We start from the raw sequence: 18,406 nt of genomic DNA on the forward strand, positions 1-18,406 counted from the left end.
TCTACGGCTTCTTCAGCGCCGCCAGCGGCCGGCCGAAATCCGGCGCGGCCGAGTCCTGGCCGATCTCGACGATGCCGCGGCGGATGGCGCGGGTGCGGGTGAAGTGGTCGAACAGCGCCTCGCCGTCGCCGCGACGGATCGCGCGCGTGAGCTTGGCGAGATCCTCGGTGAAGGTGCCGAGCATCTCCAGCACGGCCTCCTTGTTGGCGAGGAAGACGTCGCGCCACATCGTCGGATCGGAGGCCGCGATGCGGGTGAAGTCGCGGAAGCCGCCGGCGGAGAACTTGATGACCTCCGACTCCGTCACCTGTGCCAGCTCATCGGCGGTGCCGACGATGGTGTAGGCGATCAGATGCGGCAGATGGCTGGTGATGGCGAGCACGAGATCGTGATGATCCGGCGTCATCACCTCGACCTTGGCACCCATCGCCGCCCAGAACGCCCGCAGGCGGTCGGTCGCCGCGGCATCGACACCTTCGGGCGGGGTCAGGATGCACCAGCGGTTGATGAAGAGCTCGGCGAAACCAGAATCCGGCCCCGAATGCTCGGTGCCCGCCACCGGATGCGCCGGCACGAAATGAACGGTCTTCGGCAGATGTGGCGCCATGTCCCTGACGATGGCGCCCTTGACCGAGCCGACATCGGAGACAACAGCGCCGGGCTTCAAATGCGCGGCAATCTCCTGCGCCACCGGCCCGCAGGCGCCGACGGGAATGCAGAGGATGACGAGATCGGCATCCTTCACCGCTTCCGCATTGGTCGCCACCACCTTGTCGACGATGCCGAGCTCCATCACCCGCGCGCGCGTCTTCTCCGAACGCGCGGTGGTGACGATCTCGCCGGCCAGGCCCTGGAGCTTCGCAGCGCGCGCAATCGAGCCGCCGATCAGGCCGAAGCCGATCAGCGCGACGCGCTGGAAGTGCACCTGCTCGCTCATTTGCCGCCCAAGAAGTCGCGCAAGCCGTCGACCACGAGGCGGTTGGCCTCCTCGGTGCCGATGGTCATGCGCAGCGAATGCGGCAGGCCGTAGTTCTTCAGGCCGCGCAGCACGAGGCCGCGCCTGGTGAGGAAGGCGTCGGCGTCGTCGGCGGTCCTGCCCTTGTCGGTCGGGAAATGGATCAGCACGAAATTGGCGACGCTCGGCGTCACCTTCAATCCGAGCTTGCCGATCTCCTCGGTCAGCCAGTTGCGCCAGGTCTCGGTGAACTGCTTCGACATCGCCTGATGCGCGGTGTCCTCGATCGCGGCGACCGCGGCATACATCGCCGGCGTCGACACGTTGAAGGGACCGCGGATGCGGTTGACGGCATCGATGATGTGCTCGGGGCCGAACATCCAGCCGATGCGGAGCGCAGCGAGGCCGTGGATCTTGGAGAAGGTGTGGGTCACCACCGTGTTCTCGGTGGTGGCGACGAGCTCGATCCCCATCTGGTAGTCGTTGCGCGAGACGTAGTCGCAATAGGCGGCATCCAGCACCAGCAGCACGTGCGAGGGCAGGCCGGCGCGCAGCCGCTTGACTTCGTCGAACGGGATGTAGGTGCCGGTCGGGTTGTTGGGGTTGGCGAGCCAGACCAGCTTGGTCTTCGGCGTCACCGCCTTGAGGATGGCATCGACGTCGCAGGTGAGATCCTTCTCCTGCGCGATGACGTTCGTGGCGCCGACCGCCATGGTCGCGATCGGGTAGACCAGGAAGCCGTGCGTGGTGGAGATCGCCTCGTCGCCGTGGCTCAGATAGGTGTGGGCGAGCAGATTGAGGATCTCGTCCGAGCCGGCGCCGCAGATGATGCGGTTGGGGTCGAGCCCGAAGGAGCGGCCGATCGCCTCGCGCAGCACGCGCGAGGTGCCTTCCGGGTAGTCTTCCAGGTGGTCCGCCACGCGCTTGAACGCCTCGATCGCCTTGGGCGAGGGCCCGAACGGCGTCTCGTTGGCGGAGAGCTTGAACACCTTGCGGCCCGGTTCGGCGACCGGGCTCTTGCCGGGCGTATAGGGCGCAATATCGAGAATGCCGGGATTCGGCACGGGGCGGGACATCTTGAACTCCGAAAATGGCAGGGCGTGGCGCGTGGTTTACGATTTCGCCCCGGTCGGGGGCACCGTATAGCGCGTTGCGTGGCTGCCGACGAGGGCCACGGAGCGCACCGAGGCCCCCGCCTCGATCAGGGCAGCCCTGATTTTGTCGATGCTGGTCGTGCTCGTGACCGAGACCAGCAGCGCCGCGCCGTCGAAGGCGGTATCGGGGACCGCCACGATTTCGGCGAGTGGCGACAGGGCGCGCGCGACCTCGGCGTTCCATCCGGACACGCGCACGCTGAAGGTCTCGACCTCGGTCACCAGAGCGCTGTCGGGGACGCGCGAGATTGCGAACACCGGCAGGGCGGCCGGATGGTCGGCACGCTCGATGAAAGGCATTCGCGCAATGATCTTCGGCGCGCCGGCGGCTTCCAGCTCCAGCCACCACGGCGTGCGGCTCGACGTCGCCGAGACCAGCGCCAGATCGCCCTTGGATCTCGCCACCGCCTCGACCGCGGCCTGCGCGCTGAAATGCGCGACGTAAGGCACCGTGAAACCGAAATGGAAGCGCGCGGAATCGCGCATCGCCGGCTCGCTCACCGAGATGTCGGCATGCACGGAGAACGGCGCCTGCACATAGGTGAAGGTCGAGATGATGACGCGCCAGATGCTCTCGACCGTGTCGAGCGGCAGGATGCCGCGATGACGCTGCACGATCTCGCGCATCATGGAGGCCTCGCGCGCCGGGCGGAACGCGGAGCCGACCTCCTGGGTCTGCTTCACCTGGATCAGGCGGTCGATGATGTCGCCGCGCTGCATCAGCAGGCGATGCATGGCCTCGTCGATCGCATCGATCTCCTTGCGCAATTCCTGCAATGATGGCGGCGCGGGCGGACGTTGGGACATGTCTGGCTGTCGATCGTTTCGAATGGGGGATGTCCTGATTAGGCAGTCGGGACGGCGAAAGCAAAGAGAAATGACGTCCTTCTCCGTCGACGCGGCAGAGGCGAATTGAGCCGATCCGGGCCGCGACTTGACGAAAACCGCCCAAGACGGTAGCTTTTCCCCGTTCCGTGGTCATTTGAGCCGGCCGGCTTGCAGCCACGTTAAAAAACTCGCTAAACAGGCCGGGGACGCTTCCGATCCCGGCCGAACCTATCGTTCAGGCCGGGTTTTTCATGGCCTGATGCAAGTGGCGGTCAGCGTTTGATCGCAAACGAGGTCGATGGTCAGATGGGTGGCGTCAAGTCGATACCGAGTCCTGCGATCAGCGCCGACGAGCGGTCGCATGAGGTGGATCATCCGAGCTCGCAGGTTGCGCATTTCGGCGCCGAGCAGCCGCTGCGGCTCGATTGCGGCGTCGATCTCAGCCCGTTCCAGATCGCCTACCAGACCTATGGCGAGCTCAATGCCGATCGCTCCAACGCGGTCCTGATCTGCCATGCCCTGACCGGCGATCAGCATGTCGCCAATGTCCATCCCGTCACCGGCAAGCCCGGCTGGTGGGAAACCCTGGTCGGCCCCGGCCGTCCGATCGATCCAAAGCACTACTTCATCATCTGCTCCAACGTGATCGGCGGCTGCATGGGCTCGACCGGGCCGGCGTCGATCAATCCCGCCACCGGCAAGGTCTGGGGGCTCGATTTTCCCGTCATCACCATCCCCGACATGGTGCGCGCGCAGGCCATGCTGATCGACCGGCTCGGCATCGACACATTGTTTGCGGTGGTCGGCGGCTCGATGGGCGGCATGCAGGTGCTGCAATGGACCGCGGCCTATCCGAAGCGCGTGTACTCCGCGCTGGCGATCGCCTGCGCGACGCGGCACTCGGCGCAGAACATCGCCTTCCACGAGCTCGGCCGCCAGGCCGTGATGGCCGATCCCGATTGGCACGGCGGCGGCTATGCCGATCACGGCATCCATCCGCATCGCGGGCTCGCGGTGGCGCGGATGGCGGCGCACATCACCTATCTCTCCGACGCGGCGCTGCATCGCAAGTTCGGCCGGCGCATGCAGGATCGCGAGCTGCCGACCTTCTCGTTCGACGCCGACTTCCAGGTCGAGTCCTATCTGCGCTACCAGGGCTCCTCCTTCGTCGAGCGCTTCGATGCCAATTCCTATCTCTATCTGACGCGCGCGATGGACTATTTCGACATCGCCGCCGACCATGGCGGCGTGCTGGCGAAAGCGTTCGCCGACATCAAGACCCGCTTCTGCGTCGTCTCCTTCACCAGCGACTGGCTGTTTCCGACCTCGGAATCGCGCGCGCTGGTGCATGCGCTGAACGCTTCTAGCGCGCGGGTGTCGTTCGCGGAGATCGAGACCGATCGCGGACACGACGCCTTCCTGCTCGACGTGCCCGAATTCTTCGACATCTCCCGCGCCTTCCTACAATCGGCCGGCAAGGCGCGCGGGCTCACCGGCAAGAAGGACGGCTAGCGATGTCTGTACAGGAAGTGCTGCCGCTCGGCGGCCTTGCGGCGGGGCAGTCCGGCCAGTTTCGCGCCGATCATCTCCTGGTCGCCGAGATGGTCAAGCCGGGCTCGAAGGTGCTCGACGTCGGCTGCGGCGAGGGCGATCTGTTGCAGCTGCTGGAGACGCGCGGCATCGACGGCCGCGGCATCGAGCTGTCGCGCGAGGGCGTCAACCGCTGCGTCGCCAAGGGCCTCGCGGTGGTGCAGGGCGATGCCGACACCGACCTCGTCAATTATCCCGACGACGCCTTCGACTACGTGATCCTGTCGCAGACGCTGCAGGCGACGCGGCAGCCGCGGGTGGTGCTGGAGAATCTGCTGCGCATCGGCCGAAGAGCCATCGTCTCGTTCCCGAATTTCGGGTTCTGGAAGATGCGGCTCCAGCTCCTGGTCGGCGGCCACATGCCGCGCACCGAGAACCTGCCGGCGACCTGGTACGACACCGCCAACATCCACTTCTGCACCATCAAGGATTTCGTGCAGCTCTGCGACGAGATCAACGTCAAGATGGAGCGCTCGGTGGCGCTCGATCTCTACGGCCGCCCGGTGCCGCTGAACCTGCCCTGGTGGGTGTGGAACATGTTCGGCGAGCAGGCGGTGTTTCTGCTGAGCCGGGGTGGGGGGAAATAGCCTCTCTCCGTCAATTCCGAGGCGATGCGAAGCATCGAGCTAGGATGCGCAATTGCGCATCCGAGAATCCATCGTGCCACAGCGTTTGCGGCCTGATGGATTCCGGGCCTGCGCCTTCGGCACATCCCGGAATGACAGCTAGTGTGGCACCAGCGAGCGCGGATCCCGCGCCGGCCAGCGCCCCGCTTCCACCAGCGTCACGAACCGCTCGACGCTATCATTGAACAGCGCGGGCTCTTCGAGATTGAGCACGTGGCCGGACTTCGGAAACATCGCGAGCCCCGCCGCGGGAAGGTGCTTCTTCAGGAACAGGCTCGGGCCCACGCACGGATCGTCCTCGTCGCCGCAGATAATCAGTGCCGGCGTCGTCGTCTTCCTGATCGCATCGGTCATCGTGTAGATCGACGGCCGCCCACCCTGGAAGCCGCGCATCGTGCGCGCCGAACCCTGGGCGTCGTGACGCGCCAGCGCGGCATAGAAATCGGCGTGGCCGCGCGGATCCTTCACCAGGAAGGGAATCCGGCTCGGCGCCTCGCGCGTGACTTTGGCGACCTCCACCGAGCCAAGCGTCTCGAACTGCTCGGCATTGGCGCGGCATTGCTGGCGCCAAGCCGCCAAATTCTCCAGCTCGGAGCCCGAGCCGACGCCGGCCAGCGTCATCGACAGCGCGCGCTGCGGCGCGTTCAATCCGATCTGCAGCGACGAATAGGCACCCATCGACAGGCCGACGAGATGCGCGCGCTCGATTCCGAGATGATCGAGCACCGCGAGGGCGTCGCTGTAGAAATGCGTGTAGCTGTAGACCTCGCCCTCGGGCACGTCCGACGGCGTATATCCGCGCGCCGAATAGGTGATGCAGCGGTGGCCGCGCGAGAAGTAACGCATCTGCGGCTCCCAATTGGTGTAGTCGGCCGCGAACTCGTGCAGAAAAATGATCGGCGTTCCCTGACCCGCCTCTTCGAAATAGATGCGGACGTCGTCCCTGGTCTTGGCGTGGGGCATTAACCGTTTCCCTCTGTTCAAGCCGCCTTTGCAGGATCGCAGTTAATGCTGTTGTCCGCAATGCGGCAGCATCCTCCAGTGTCGGCACAAAATCATCGCAGCTATTCGCGGGCTACCCGCGTCTTTTTCTCGCCACATCCGGCGGCTTAACGGCCGGACGGATGTCGGCTCTTGCACGGGCCGGCGGGAAGTGGGGTGTCAACGAAGGATGAAGAATGTTTGAGTTGTTTGCGTCTCGCCTGTCGCGTTGTGTTGTTGCGCTGGCGATCTTCTCCGCGGCTCTTGCCGCATTCGCTTCTCCGGCCTCAGCGCGGCCGCATCATCGTCATAGCGCAGAGCGGCACGCTCACGTGCATCACGTCAGACATCATCATCACCGCCATCATGCACGCAGTTCGCGCTTCGAGCGCAGCGCTGCGCAGCTGCAGGCGAGTGGCTTCGGCAACAGTTTCGCAGCCTATGATCCGAACGCCAATGGCGGCACGGCCAGCAACGGCATGTCCAATTCTGCCACGAGCAGCGGCGGCTTTGGTGGCGGCTCGGGCCTTGTGTCCGAGGCGCGCCGCTACATCGGCGGCAATCCGACCGGGCGCGGCAGGCTGTGGTGCGCGCGCTTCATGAACATGGTGCTGCAGCACACCGGTCATCAGGGCACCGGATCGGACATGGCGAGCTCGTTTGCGCGCTACGGCACGCGCGTCTCCGGTCCGCAGGTCGGCGCCATCGCGGTGATGTCGCGCGGTCGCCGCGGCGGCCATGTCGGCATCGTCACCGGCATCGATGCGCAGGGCAATCCGATCATGATCTCCGGCAACAACGGCAACCGCGTCCGCGAGGCGCCGGTCTCGCGCGGGAAGATCTATGCGTATGTGATGCCGAATTGAGCCTCGTCATTGCGAGGAGCTCTTGCGACGAAGCAATCCAGACTGTTTCCGCGGACGCATTCCTGGATTGCTTCGCTGCGCTCGCAATGACGGAGCGTGTTGAGCCAGCGCAGAAGCTCACACCAGCCTCGGCTCTTCCACCGCCACCGCATCGCCCACGCCGATCTCGCCACCTTCGATCACCTCGGCGTAGATGCCGCAGTCCATGTGGCCGAGATGGCGCGAGAGCGTCGGCGGGATCTCGAGATCGCGCTTGGCCGTCACCGGGTCCACATTGGTGGCGGGGCAGCGGACGATGCGCTTGACCACCTTGAGCCGCGCCTGTCCGATCGCAAGCGTCTGGCCGACGAGATCGAGCTCCGACCAGGCCGGCCAGCCCTTCACGTAGAGATTGGCGCGGAAGCGCAGCGGATGCACGGCGGTGCCGCCCAGCATGGCCTCGATGGCGCGGACACTGCCGAGATTGATGATGGAGACCACCTTGCGGGCGACGTCGGAGAAGCTGTGGTCGCGGCCGGACAGCAGCTTCGGCGGGCCCTTGAGTTCCGGCTGAAAGTTCTCCGCGACGTAGCGCTCGATGGCCGCCCGCCCGGCCGCGGTCTCCAGGTCCCCGCTGGCGACGACCTGACCGCCCTTGCGGATGGTCAGGACATTGCTGGCGTCGTCGAAATGGCTGTCGAGCTCGGCCAGCCGCTCATTGCGCGCCAGCATCAGGAACTGGATCTTCGGCTTCCATTCGGGGGCTTCAGGATCGAAACCGCTCGGACCGTTCTCGATGGCGTAGCGGCGGTCGGCGGGCAGGGTCTGGCCCGGTCGCAAGGGGACGCGGCGCAGCGGCTCCGGCGTCAGGCCCTTGACCGGGTAGCGGTAGAGGCCGGTGATCTCGGCGGTCTGGCTGGCTGTCATGCCGCTACTTAGAGGATTCGGCCGGCCCGCGCCAAGCAGCCGAGAAGCGCACGAAATTGTGAACGCGCCTCTTTCCTTCCACCGGACCGCTTCCCACATCTGCCTCAGGCCGGCGCCAAGCCGGCAAAAGACCATCGTTCCCGCTTGAGAATCCTCAATGCGGTCAGTCGAAACCCAATGAAGATGCCGTATTGGGGTGCCTGAGAGGGCCCCAAGGGCAGGCCGAGGGACAGAAAAGATGAACATCGAGAAATATACCGAACGCTCCAGGGGCTTCATCCAGTCCGCGCAGTCGCTTGCGATGCGCGAGGGGCATCAGCAGTTTTCGACCCTGCACATGCTGAAGGTCCTGCTGGACGACAATGAGGGGCTGGCTGCCGGCCTGATCGACCGCGCCGGCGGCAATTCCCGTGCAATTCTGAAGGCAACCGAGGACGCCCTCGGCAAGGTGCCGAAGGTTTCCGGCGGCGGCGCCGGCCAGATCTACCTCGCACCCGAGCTTGCCCGCACCTTCGACGCCGCCGAGAAGGCCGGCGAGAAGGCCGGCGACAGCTTCGTTACCGTGGAGCGGCTGCTGCTCGGCCTGACGCTGGAGAAGTCCAGCGAGGCCGGCACGATCCTGAACAAGGGCGGCGTCACCCCGCAAAACCTCAACGCGGCGATCGAGGCGCTGCGCAAGGGCCGAACCGCGGACTCCGCGACCGCCGAGAACGCTTATGATGCGCTGAAGAAATATGCCCGCGACCTGACCCAGGCGGCGCGCGATGGCAAGCTCGATCCGGTCATCGGCCGCGACGAGGAGATCCGGCGGACCATCCAGGTGCTGTCGCGCCGGACCAAGAACAATCCCGTCCTGATCGGTGAGCCCGGCGTCGGCAAGACCGCCATCGCCGAAGGCCTCGCCCTGCGCATCGTCAACGGTGACGTGCCCGAGAGCCTGAAGGACAAGAAGCTGCTGTCGCTCGATCTCGGCGCGCTGATCGCCGGCGCGAAATATCGCGGTGAGTTCGAGGAGCGGCTGAAGGCCGTGCTGCAGGAGGTCACTGGCAGCGAGGGTACCTTCATCCTGTTCATCGACGAGATGCACACGCTGATCGGCGCCGGCAAGGGCGACGGTGCGATGGACGCCTCCAACCTGCTCAAGCCGGCGCTCGCGCGCGGCGAGCTACACTGCATCGGTGCGACCACGCTCGACGAATATCAGAAGCACGTCGAGAAGGACGCCGCGCTGGCGCGGCGCTTCCAGCCGATCTTCGTCAGCGAGCCCTCGGTCGAGGACACGATCTCGATCCTGCGCGGGCTGAAGGACAAGTACGAGCAGCACCACGGCGTGCGGATCACCGATTCCGCGCTGGTGGCGGCGACAACCCTGTCCAATCGCTACATCACCGATCGCTTCCTGCCCGACAAGGCGATCGACCTGATGGACGAGGCCGCGGCCCGGCTGAAGATGCAGGTCGATTCCAAGCCGGAAGAGCTGGATTCGCTCGACCGCGAGATCATCCGGCTCAAGATCGAGCAGGAAGCGCTGAAGAAGGAAACCGATCCCGGCTCCAAGTCCAGGCTCCAGACGCTGGAGAAGGACCTGGTCGAGCTCGAGGAAAAGTCGGCTGCGCTGACGTCGCGCTGGAGCGCGGAGAAGAACAAGCTCTCCGACGCCCAGAAGCTGAAGGCCGAGCTCGACGGTCTGCGGGTCGAGCTCGCCAACGCGCAGCGGCGCGGCGAATTCCAGAAGGCGGGCGAGCTGGCCTATGGCCGGATTCCGCAACTGGAGAAGCAGCTTGCCGATATCGAAGCCAAGGAGAACACCGGCGAGATGGTGGAGGAGGCGGTCACCGCCAACCACATCGCGCAGGTGGTCTCGCGCTGGACCGGCGTGCCCGTCGACAAGATGCTGGAAGGCGAGAAGGAGAAGCTCCTCAAGATGGAGGAGCAATTGGCGCAACGCGTCGTCGGCCAGGCCGAGGCCGTGCGTGCGGTCGCAACCGCCGTCCGCCGCTCGCGCGCAGGCTTGCAGGATCCTAACCGCCCCACCGGCTCGTTCATGTTCCTGGGGCCGACCGGCGTCGGCAAGACCGAGCTGACCAAGGCGCTCGCCGAGTACCTGTTCAACGATGAGACCGCGATGGTCCGCCTCGACATGTCCGAATACATGGAGAAGCACTCGGTCTCGCGGCTGATCGGCGCGCCTCCGGGCTATGTCGGCTATGACGAGGGCGGCGCGCTTACCGAAGCGGTGCGGCGCCGGCCTTACCAGGTCGTGCTGTTCGACGAGATCGAGAAGGCGCATCCTGACGTCTTCAACGTCCTGTTGCAGGTGCTCGACGACGGCCGCCTGACCGACGGCCAGGGCCGCACCGTCGACTTCCGCAACACGCTGATCATCATGACCTCGAACCTCGGGTCGGAGTATTTGGTGAATCAGCCCGAGGGCGAGGACACCTCGGCCGTGCGCGAGCAGGTGATGGGAATGGTTCGCGGGCATTTCCGCCCCGAATTCCTCAACCGCGTCGACGAGATCATCCTGTTCCACCGGCTGCAGCGCAGCGAGATGGGCCGGATCGTCGAGATCCAGTTCGCGCGGCTGCAGAAGCTGCTGACCGATCGCAAGATCACGCTGACGCTCGACGCGGCCGGCCGTGACTGGCTCGCCGCCAAGGGCTGGGATCCCGCCTACGGCGCACGTCCGCTGAAGCGCGTGATCCAGCGCCACCTCCAGGATCCGCTCGCCGAGATGATCCTCGCCGGCGACGTCAGGGACGGCGACAGCGTCGCGATCTCGTCCGAAGGCAACGTGCTGACCTTCAACGGCAAGGCGCCGCAGACCGCCGAGATCACGCAGTTCGAGGCGCCCGTGGCGAAGCGCAAGCTGAACTGAGGGTTGGCCTACGAAAGCAACCGGACGCCCCGGAGAGGTCAACCTCTCCGGGGCGTTTGACGGGTCAGACGGCCCTCCGGTTAACCGAGCGCTGATGCGGAGCCGGGATCGACAGGGCCCTGCTCCTCGTCGTCTTCATCGAGATCAGAGAGAATATCGACGAGCTCGCGAACGCGGCCCTGCGCCAGCGGCCGCAGATCGTTGATCATCGGCTCGTCGTTGGCGAGCCAGGCCCTGGCTTCTGCGAACTCCTCGGCGGTTGCGCCGGTTCCGATAATCCGGGCAATGGTGACATCGTCTGCGCCGTCTACCGCCTTGGCGACATCGTCGCGTGAGAGGTGCGTCATGGGCAGCCCTCCTGCTGTCGGCTTCGTCAGCGTCCAACCGAGAACCGGCCCACCGGTTCCCGGCCAACGCGTGCAACCCAAGCCTACTTCTTGGCGACCTTGTAGATCGCGTTATCGACGTCCGAGCTGAAGTAGATGTTTCCCGACGCCCCGACTGCAACACCCGTCGGAATATTGCTCGGCAATCCGCCGGGCGTACCCGGGAGGCCGATCGGAAGGTTGGCCGCGATCTCCGTCACCGTGCCGCTCTCCGGCGCGATCGCGATCAGCCGCTTGGCGCCGACTTCCGCCACGATCAATTGGCCATCGGGACTGCGCGCGATGCCTTCCGGCATTTTCAGCTCCTTGGCGAGCACCGTCTTCCCGCCCTTGCTGTCGATCCGGGACACTGTGCCGGCAAAGGCCTCGGTGACGTAGACCTCGTCGGTCTTGCCGCGAACCAGCCCGACCGGGCCTTCGAGCTCGCCGATCAGCGTCGCACGGTCCTTGCCGTGCTCGCCGCTCACCTTGACCAGCGATTTAGTGCCGAGCTCGGCGACCAGGATGCTGCCGTCCCCGAGCACGATGGCGTCGTGCGGCGCCTTGAAGCCGTGCAGCATGTCGCGCGTGGTGCCGGTCTTGGCGTCGATCACCTGCACGGTGCCGGTGAACCAGCTCGACAGCACCACGTCGTTGCCGTGCGCCGTCGCGCTCATCGGATATTCGAGCGTCGTGCCCGCGGCGTGCATGCGCGCCTTCTCGGTGACCTCGCCGGTCGCCCCATTCACGGTGCGGTAGGCGAACACGTCGGCGACGTGGATCGTATCCTTGCCGTTCTCGCTCGTGACGCCGATGCCGCCGGGCAAAGCCAGCTTGCCGATGATGATCTGCCTGGCCTGGCCGGTCGCGGGATCGACCTCCTGAATGCCGTTGTCGGCCATGTTGGAGACGTAGATGCGGTCCTTGGCGTCGATCGCAAGATTGTCCAGCGACGGCTTCAATTGCGCGACAATGGTCTTGGCGCCCGATTTGGGATCGACCCGGACGAGCTGGCCGAGCGCGGTGTCGATCACAAAGAGATTGCCCTTGGAATCGAAGTTCACCGCGGCCGGGATCTTGAAACCCTCGGCGACGACGGTGAGCTCGGCCTTGTCGACGTCGACCTTTGCGACCTGGCCCTTGAACCAGAGCGGACCGTAGAGCCTGTCATCAGGACCGAACTCGAAGCCGTTGAGGCCGCCCATCTTCTCCATGATCTGGCGCGGCGGCTTCACACCCTCGACGTCGATCTCGTACAGCGTATCGCCGAGAAAGACGGTGGTGGCGTAGAGCCGGCCGTCCTTGCGAAAGGCGAGCGAGTTGATGCCGGGAAGGCCGGATGCGAGCTTCTTGATCGGGCCGTCGCCTTTGCGGGAATAGAGATCGCCGGTCAAGAATCCGGTCCAGGCCATGGTGCCGTCGGGCGCGAACGCGATGTCGTCGGCCATGCCCACAGGGGAGGGGATTGCAACCTTGGCGCTACCGGCAGAGATGTCGACCTCGTAGAGCGCTGCGCCGGCGACGCTGCCGGCGAACAGGTGGCCGGCTTTGTCGACGCCGAGCCCGTGGACGCCATGGAATGCCGAGCCAGGAACGAGCTTCGTGACCTCCCAGCTGTCCGCCGACGCGCTCGTGGTGGCGAAAAGCGCGGCGATCAGGGCTGCGCAGGCGAGCCTGTTGTTCATGGCGAGACCTCCCGTTTTTTGGAAAGTATTCGCCGCTCACGCCGCTTTGGCAAACGAAACTTGACGTTGTGACGCCGCGAACGGTCGTGCCGTGCAGCGTTTGTGTTTGAAATTCTGTTTGAAAATGTCTGGCCGACGTGTCGGCCGGTTGCCGGCTTACCGGTTCGTGACTTGCAGCGGACCGCCGGTCGCATCCGACATGCGGGCAATGGCGCCGCCGCGGCCGCTCATCATGCCCTCGAGCCGGTCGCGCTCCTTCTCGAAGCTTGCGAGCATCGGGCCTTCGAGCGAACGGCCGCGCGGCAGCTTCACGCGCATCGGGTCGACGAAGCGGTTGTTGACCAGGATCTCGTAATGAACATGCGGGCCGGTCGACTGGCCGGTCGAGCCGACGAAGCCGATCACCTGGCCCTGACGCACCTTCTTGCCGACTTCCATGCCCTTGGCGAAGGCCGACATGTGGCCGTAGGCGGTCTCGTAGCCGTTGGAATGCTTGATGCGGATATATTTGCCGTAGCCGCCTTCGGGGCCGACCTTCTCGATCACGCCGTTGCCGGAGGCGAAGATCGGGGTGCCGTAGGCGGTGGCCCAGTCGACGCCGGTGTGCATCTTCACATAGCCGAGGATCGGGTGGCGGCGGCCGCCGAAGCCGGAGCGCATGATGGCGTTGTTGATCGGCTTCCTGACCAGGAACTTCTTCGCGCTCTTGCCGGTCTCGTCGTAATAATCGACGACGCCGTCGTCAGGGCTCTGGTAGCGGTAGTATTTCTTGGTCTCGCCGCCGACGGTGAGGGAGGCGAACAGCACGTCGTTCTTTTCGATCGAGGTCACGCCCTCGTCTTCGCCGGCATAGAACACGTCGAAGGAATCGCCCGGCTGCACCTTGCGCTGGAAATCGACGTCGTAGGAGTAGATCTTGATCATGTCCTCGATGACCGGCATCGGCACCTTGTTGCGCATCGCGGTCTCGTAGATGCTCTGGTACAGCCGCACGCCGGAGCCGTCATCCTCGTCATCGTCGTCGCTGCTGGCGCTCGCCGCGGCGTCGGCGGCAGTATTCATGCTTGAGACGTCGACCGCGACGTATCTGCCGAGATCGGACAGCGCCGCGATCGCCTCGACCTTGGTCTCGTTGGCGACGACGACGCGGTAGGGCTGGAGGCGGGCGCCGGGACTTGCGGGCGCCATCAGGATGCGGAGCTTCTCGCCCTCCTTGAGGCCGCCGTCGCGGCCGCGGGGCCCGAGCGTCGCGGTGATCGCCTTGATCTCCTCGGGCGTGGCGCCGAGATCGCGCAGCACGCCGGCGACGCTGTCGCCCTTCTTGACCAGATGGATGCGTTCGCCGTTGGGATTGCCGCCGGTGATCTGCTCCTTGGTCTTGGGCAGCAGCGTGACGTTTTCCGGCACCACGCGCGTCTCGAAGCCGGCATAGGGATCGGACGGCGAGGCTTCGGCGGCGTAGGCGGTCCTGATGTCGGAGGGACCGGTCGCGCCGGAGATGTCGGCGGCGGCATTGGCGAGCGAGGCGTAGCGCACCCCGCCATTGCCGCGCCAATTGGCGGCGTCGCGGACCCGCATCAGGATGTCGTCGAGCGCCACCACCGCGGAGATCTTCGCCTTTGGCAGCACCGGCGACAGGTCCTTGGTGACGAAGGAGACCTCAGCGTCGGGCTCAACGGCTTCCGGATTGTTCGGGTCTTCCGCGGCCGCCTTCGGATCGGAGCCGACATCGGTGAGCAGGCGCTGGGCGTTGAACGGTGGAATCTTCGCCGACAGATCGCTCGTCGTCATCGACAAATTGCCGGCGATGCGAACGAACGGACGCACCCGCATCACGTCGCGGTTGCCGACGCGGGCGACGGTGGAGACGCGCACGATGTTGCGGGACGCCGTGGATTCGCTCGGCGGCGGCAGGCGGTCGCTCTTGTGCAGCGTGGCGGCGCGGTCGGCGGCACCGAAGGCGCCGCGCAGCGCGCCCTCGACCCGCTCCGGCACCTTGGCGAAGGTCATCTCGCCGTCGAGAGATGCGAAAACGGCGCCGCCGATCAGGGCCGCGCCGCAGAGTCCGGTCAAGATCGTGCCGCTGAACCATTGCACGGAGACGCGGCGGCGGTCGATCACGGCGGCTTCAGAACCGTCGACCGACAGCGGCGGCTCGTGGCCGAGATCGATGATCCCGGTTTCACGCCCGTAAGCGCCGCGTGACGTCCTGTGGTTCACTCAAGTCCCCCAATCAACGACCCAAGAAGCCTGGTCCCGAACCTCGTCCTCGTCGCCCTCTTGAAGGGGCATCGCCGGAAAAGGCAAGCCGCACAGGCGCCCGCGCTCAGAAGGCCCCCGACGGGGACCGGCCGAAATTACGAACAGCTGGACGGAAAAAGCTCTCTCGATGTCTCTCGAATGTCCGGGGAAGGCCGCGTCATCTGCAAGATCGCCTTCCTCTGACCCCATGAAAACCGCCGGCAGCCCCCACTGGCATCCCCGCGATTCAAGCTTGTCTACTATCAGAACGCCGCGGGATTGTGGCTCAAGTACGGCGCCTGTCATGGAAAAAGTTTCCTGAATGGGCGGTCGCCGGCGCCCCCGCCGAGGGGGCACGGCAAGCCGCCCCCGGAGCCCTTCCGGGGCCCCGTGGAGGCCAAACTTTTTTTCAGTTTTTTCGCCGGGCCGCGCCGGTCGGGCTCTTCGAGGCCCGTCTAACTGGCTGGAAACGTGTAATTATTTTCCCAGATCCACTGTGCGACGATTTGTTGACGATTGGCGTTGACAGCCCGGAAGGTGGGGCCTATAACCCCAACCACTGAGCGCGGCGCCGCCGGGTCACTGACCAAGGCGAGCGAACGCGCCACTGATGCTCCTCACCTTGTTGAGTGACACAACAGCCGACACAAGTCGGTTGGAGTTCATCCATCGTCGGTAAGGGTGTCGGAACCCTTCCCACCTGGGGAAGGTTGGGGCCTCCTGGTCCCGGGCTGTTTGACAAGTGAAGATGAAGAAAGAGAAACGTGGACGGCGGAGTCCTTGCGGGTCTCGCTTCCGGAAAGCTTCGGCTTTTCTGATCGAGACCGGACGAAAGACTTCGGCGGTACACGTTTCAAAGGTTACACCATCGTTGCCAGCGATGTGAATCGCAGGCAGCTCGTCGATTTCGGTCGATGAAAAATGGTGGGACCTCGTCAAACGTTGTGATCAGCCGGTTCAAAGTTCAAGTCCAACTTGAGAGTTTGATCCTGGCTCAGAGCGAACGCTGGCGGCAGGCTTAACACATGCAAGTCGAGCGGGCGTAGCAATACGTCAGCGGCAGACGGGTGAGTAACGCGTGGGAACGTACCTTTTGGTTCGGAACAACACAGGGAAACTTGTGCTAATACCGGATAAGCCCTTACGGGGAAAGATTTATCGCCGAAAGATCGGCCCGCGTCTGATTAGCTAGTTGGTAGGGTAATGGCCTACCAAGGCGACGATCAGTAGCTGGTCTGAGAGGATGATCAGCCACATTGGGACTGAGACACGGCCCAAACTCCTACGGGAGGCAGCAGTGGGGAATATTGGACAATGGGGGCAACCCTGATCCAGCCATGCCGCGTGAGTGATGAAGGCCCTAGGGTTGTAAAGCTCTTTTGTGCGGGAAGATAATGACGGTACCGCAAGAATAAGCCCCGGCTAACTTCGTGCCAGCAGCCGCGGTAATACGAAGGGGGCTAGCGTTGCTCGGAATCACTGGGCGTAAAGGGTGCGTAGGCGGGTCTTTAAGTCAGGGGTGAAATCCTGGAGCTCAACTCCAGAACTGCCTTTGATACTGAAGATCTTGAGTTCGGGAGAGGTGAGTGGAACTGCGAGTGTAGAGGTGAAATTCGTAGATATTCGCAAGAACACCAGTGGCGAAGGCGGCTCACTGGCCCGATACTGACGCTGAGGCACGAAAGCGTGGGGAGCAAACAGGATTAGATACCCTGGTAGTCCACGCCGTAAACGATGAATGCCAGCCGTTAGTGGGTTTACTCACTAGTGGCGCAGCTAACGCTTTAAGCATTCCGCCTGGGGAGTACGGTCGCAAGATTAAAACTCAAAGGAATTGACGGGGGCCCGCACAAGCGGTGGAGCATGTGGTTTAATTCGACGCAACGCGCAGAACCTTACCAGCCCTTGACATGTCCAGGACCGGTCGCAGAGATGTGACCCTCTCTTCGGAGCCTGGAGCACAGGTGCTGCATGGCTGTCGTCAGCTCGTGTCGTGAGATGTTGGGTTAAGTCCCGCAACGAGCGCAACCCCCGTCCTTAGTTGCTACCATTTAGTTGAGCACTCTAAGGAGACTGCCGGTGATAAGCCGCGAGGAAGGTGGGGATGACGTCAAGTCCTCATGGCCCTTACGGGCTGGGCTACACACGTGCTACAATGGCGGTGACAATGGGATGCTAAGGGGCGACCCTTCGCAAATCTCAAAAAGCCGTCTCAGTTCGGATTGGGCTCTGCAACTCGAGCCCATGAAGTTGGAATCGCTAGTAATCGTGGATCAGCACGCCACGGTGAATACGTTCCCGGGCCTTGTACACACCGCCCGTCACACCATGGGAGTTGGTTTTACCTGAAGACGGTGCGCTAACCCGCAAGGGAGGCAGCCGGCCACGGTAGGGTCAGCGACTGGGGTGAAGTCGTAACAAGGTAGCCGTAGGGGAACCTGCGGCTGGATCACCTCCTTTCTAAGGATGGTTCTTCAGAAGCTTGCTTCTATCGAACCGTTTTAGAAACATCAGTGGCCAACAGATCGCCAGATCGTTGAGCTGCATTGGCGGGATTTCGCCGTCTACGTTTCTCTTTCTTCGCGGACGAACACGCGCTGGGGCTGCAGGCTTGCAGAATCCCTGGTCCTTAACAGGATAAGCGTTAGGGGCTTGTAGCTCAGTTGGTTAGAGCGCGCGCTTGATAAGCGTGAGGTCGGAAGTTCAAGTCTTCCCAGGCCCACCAGCCTTCGCGCTTCGCTGCTTCGGCCAGGCGAGCCTTTCGAAACGAAGGCTGCCGCGCCGTAGTCTTGGCGAAGGCGGGCTAATCAAACGAGCATTCGTCTTCTGGTTACGGGGCCATAGCTCAGCTGGGAGAGCGCGTGCTTTGCAAGCATGAGGTCGTCGGTTCGATCCCGTCTGGCTCCACCACGCTTCGCCTTTCAGGCTTCGCGTGGCGCAGCCAAGCACGGTCGAAGCGTGCCCGGCGAAGCTCACTTGAGCGTAGACGGGCTGGTTGAGATCAGCCCGTAACCATCATCGTCCGCGAAACATCACTTCGCATCCTGCTAGTCTGGATAGACAGCAAGATGCGTGATTTCTGACATCGTAAAGAGGAGATCGATCCGAGTTGGATCGTGCGGCAAGCAATTGCCACGCGAGACTTCATTATCTCCGGATCATTTCGGCGCTCGTGCGTCCTTCAAGGTCAAACTTGGAAGACATGCGAGTTGTAAATGATCCTTTTAGCGAAGCTTGACCGCCTCGCTATCGGAACGATCTTACGAAGCAAGCTGGTCTTTCTAGTCAATGTCCGGCTGTACGTAGCATTCATCGAGGGTGCGCGCCGCAA

12 protein-coding genes, 2 tRNA genes, 1 rRNA gene and 1 riboswitch are annotated in these 18,406 nt (G+C 64.0%); of the genes, 7 read left to right on the forward strand and 8 right to left on the reverse strand.

All coding sequences use genetic code 11. The features are described 5' to 3' along the window. Nucleotide 1 precedes the first annotated feature (1 nt). Genes K410_RS0106800 through K410_RS0106810 form a run of 3 tightly spaced genes read right to left on the reverse strand, consistent with a single transcriptional unit; the run spans nt 2 to nt 2,916 of the window. On the reverse strand, nt 2–937 hold the full coding sequence (locus K410_RS0106800; protein ID WP_028134147.1) for a prephenate/arogenate dehydrogenase family protein: 936 nt from the start codon (nt 935–937) through the stop codon (nt 2–4). Next, complete coding sequence (gene hisC / locus K410_RS0106805) at nt 934–2,031, reverse strand: histidinol-phosphate transaminase (RefSeq protein WP_028134148.1); 1,098 nt, start codon at nt 2,029–2,031, stop codon at nt 934–936. Before hisC ends, K410_RS0106800 begins: the two co-directional genes overlap by 4 nt. Nucleotides 2,032–2,067: 36 nt before the next feature. Then, nucleotides 2,068–2,916, reverse strand: coding sequence for a chorismate mutase (locus tag K410_RS0106810; protein WP_028134149.1), 849 nt, complete (start codon nt 2,914–2,916; stop codon nt 2,068–2,070). Nucleotides 2,917–3,073: 157 nt separating this feature from the next. Then, nucleotides 3,074–3,153, forward strand: a riboswitch (SAM riboswitch). A gap of 90 nt (nt 3,154–3,243) precedes the next feature. On the opposite strand from K410_RS0106810, the gene metX reads away from it, so the two are divergent. Together metX and metW are read left to right on the forward strand one after the other, a co-directional pair. Further along, nucleotides 3,244–4,449 (forward strand): homoserine O-acetyltransferase MetX, encoded by a 1,206-nt coding sequence (metX, locus tag K410_RS0106815; RefSeq protein WP_028134150.1) that lies wholly within the window; start codon nt 3,244–3,246, stop codon nt 4,447–4,449. Between the two features lie 2 nt (nt 4,450–4,451). Further along, entirely contained in the window at nt 4,452–5,114 is a 663-nt protein-coding gene (metW, locus tag K410_RS0106820) for a methionine biosynthesis protein MetW (RefSeq protein ID WP_028134151.1), read from the forward strand. Nucleotides 5,115–5,252: 138 nt separating this feature from the next. Here the strand turns inward: metW and K410_RS0106825 are convergent, their stop codons facing one another. After that, on the reverse strand, nt 5,253–6,116 hold the full coding sequence (locus K410_RS0106825) for an alpha/beta fold hydrolase (protein WP_028134152.1): 864 nt from the start codon (nt 6,114–6,116) through the stop codon (nt 5,253–5,255). A gap of 215 nt (nt 6,117–6,331) precedes the next feature. Here K410_RS0106825 and K410_RS0106830 point away from each other — a divergent pair, with 215 nt between their 5' ends. After that, entirely contained in the window at nt 6,332–7,000 is a 669-nt protein-coding gene (locus tag K410_RS0106830) for a TIGR02594 family protein (protein ID WP_028134153.1), read from the forward strand. 117 nt (nt 7,001–7,117) lie between these two features. Here the strand turns inward: K410_RS0106830 and K410_RS0106835 are convergent, their stop codons facing one another. Then, nucleotides 7,118–7,906, reverse strand: a complete 789-nt coding sequence (locus K410_RS0106835; protein WP_028134154.1) for an MOSC domain-containing protein — start codon at nt 7,904–7,906, stop codon at nt 7,118–7,120. Nucleotides 7,907–8,144: 238 nt separating this feature from the next. On the opposite strand from K410_RS0106835, the gene clpB reads away from it, so the two are divergent. Then, nucleotides 8,145–10,784: an ATP-dependent chaperone ClpB gene (gene clpB / locus K410_RS0106840; protein WP_028134155.1), complete on the forward strand. Its 2,640-nt coding sequence runs from the start codon at nt 8,145–8,147 to the stop codon at nt 10,782–10,784. Nucleotides 10,785–10,864: 80 nt separating this feature from the next. Here the strand turns inward: clpB and K410_RS0106845 are convergent, their stop codons facing one another. The 3 genes from K410_RS0106845 to K410_RS0106855 form a co-directional block, all read right to left on the reverse strand. After that, on the reverse strand, nt 10,865–11,131 hold the full coding sequence (locus K410_RS0106845; protein WP_028134156.1) for a hypothetical protein: 267 nt from the start codon (nt 11,129–11,131) through the stop codon (nt 10,865–10,867). Nucleotides 11,132–11,214: 83 nt separating this feature from the next. Then, the gene (locus tag K410_RS0106850; protein WP_028134157.1) at nt 11,215–12,834 is read right to left on the reverse strand and encodes a Vgb family protein; all 1,620 of its coding nucleotides are present in this window, start codon (nt 12,832–12,834) and stop codon (nt 11,215–11,217) included. 156 nt (nt 12,835–12,990) lie between these two features. Beyond that, the gene (locus K410_RS0106855) at nt 12,991–15,054 is read right to left on the reverse strand and encodes a M23 family metallopeptidase (protein WP_028134158.1); all 2,064 of its coding nucleotides are present in this window, start codon (nt 15,052–15,054) and stop codon (nt 12,991–12,993) included. Nucleotides 15,055–16,046: 992 nt separating this feature from the next. Here K410_RS0106855 and K410_RS0106865 point away from each other — a divergent pair. The 3 genes from K410_RS0106865 (at nt 16,047) to K410_RS0106875 (ending at nt 17,985) form a co-directional block, all read left to right on the forward strand. Further along, a 16S ribosomal RNA gene (locus K410_RS0106865) occupies nt 16,047–17,535 on the forward strand. 188 nt (nt 17,536–17,723) lie between these two features. Beyond that, a tRNA-Ile gene (locus K410_RS0106870) sits at nt 17,724–17,800 on the forward strand. Nucleotides 17,801–17,909: 109 nt separating this feature from the next. Further along, nucleotides 17,910–17,985: transfer RNA gene (locus K410_RS0106875), tRNA-Ala, on the forward strand. Nucleotides 17,986–18,406: the final 421 nt, after the last annotated feature.

The organism is Bradyrhizobium sp. 22 (genome assembly GCF_000482425.1).
Lineage (GTDB): Bacteria > Pseudomonadota > Alphaproteobacteria > Rhizobiales > Xanthobacteraceae > Bradyrhizobium > Bradyrhizobium japonicum_B.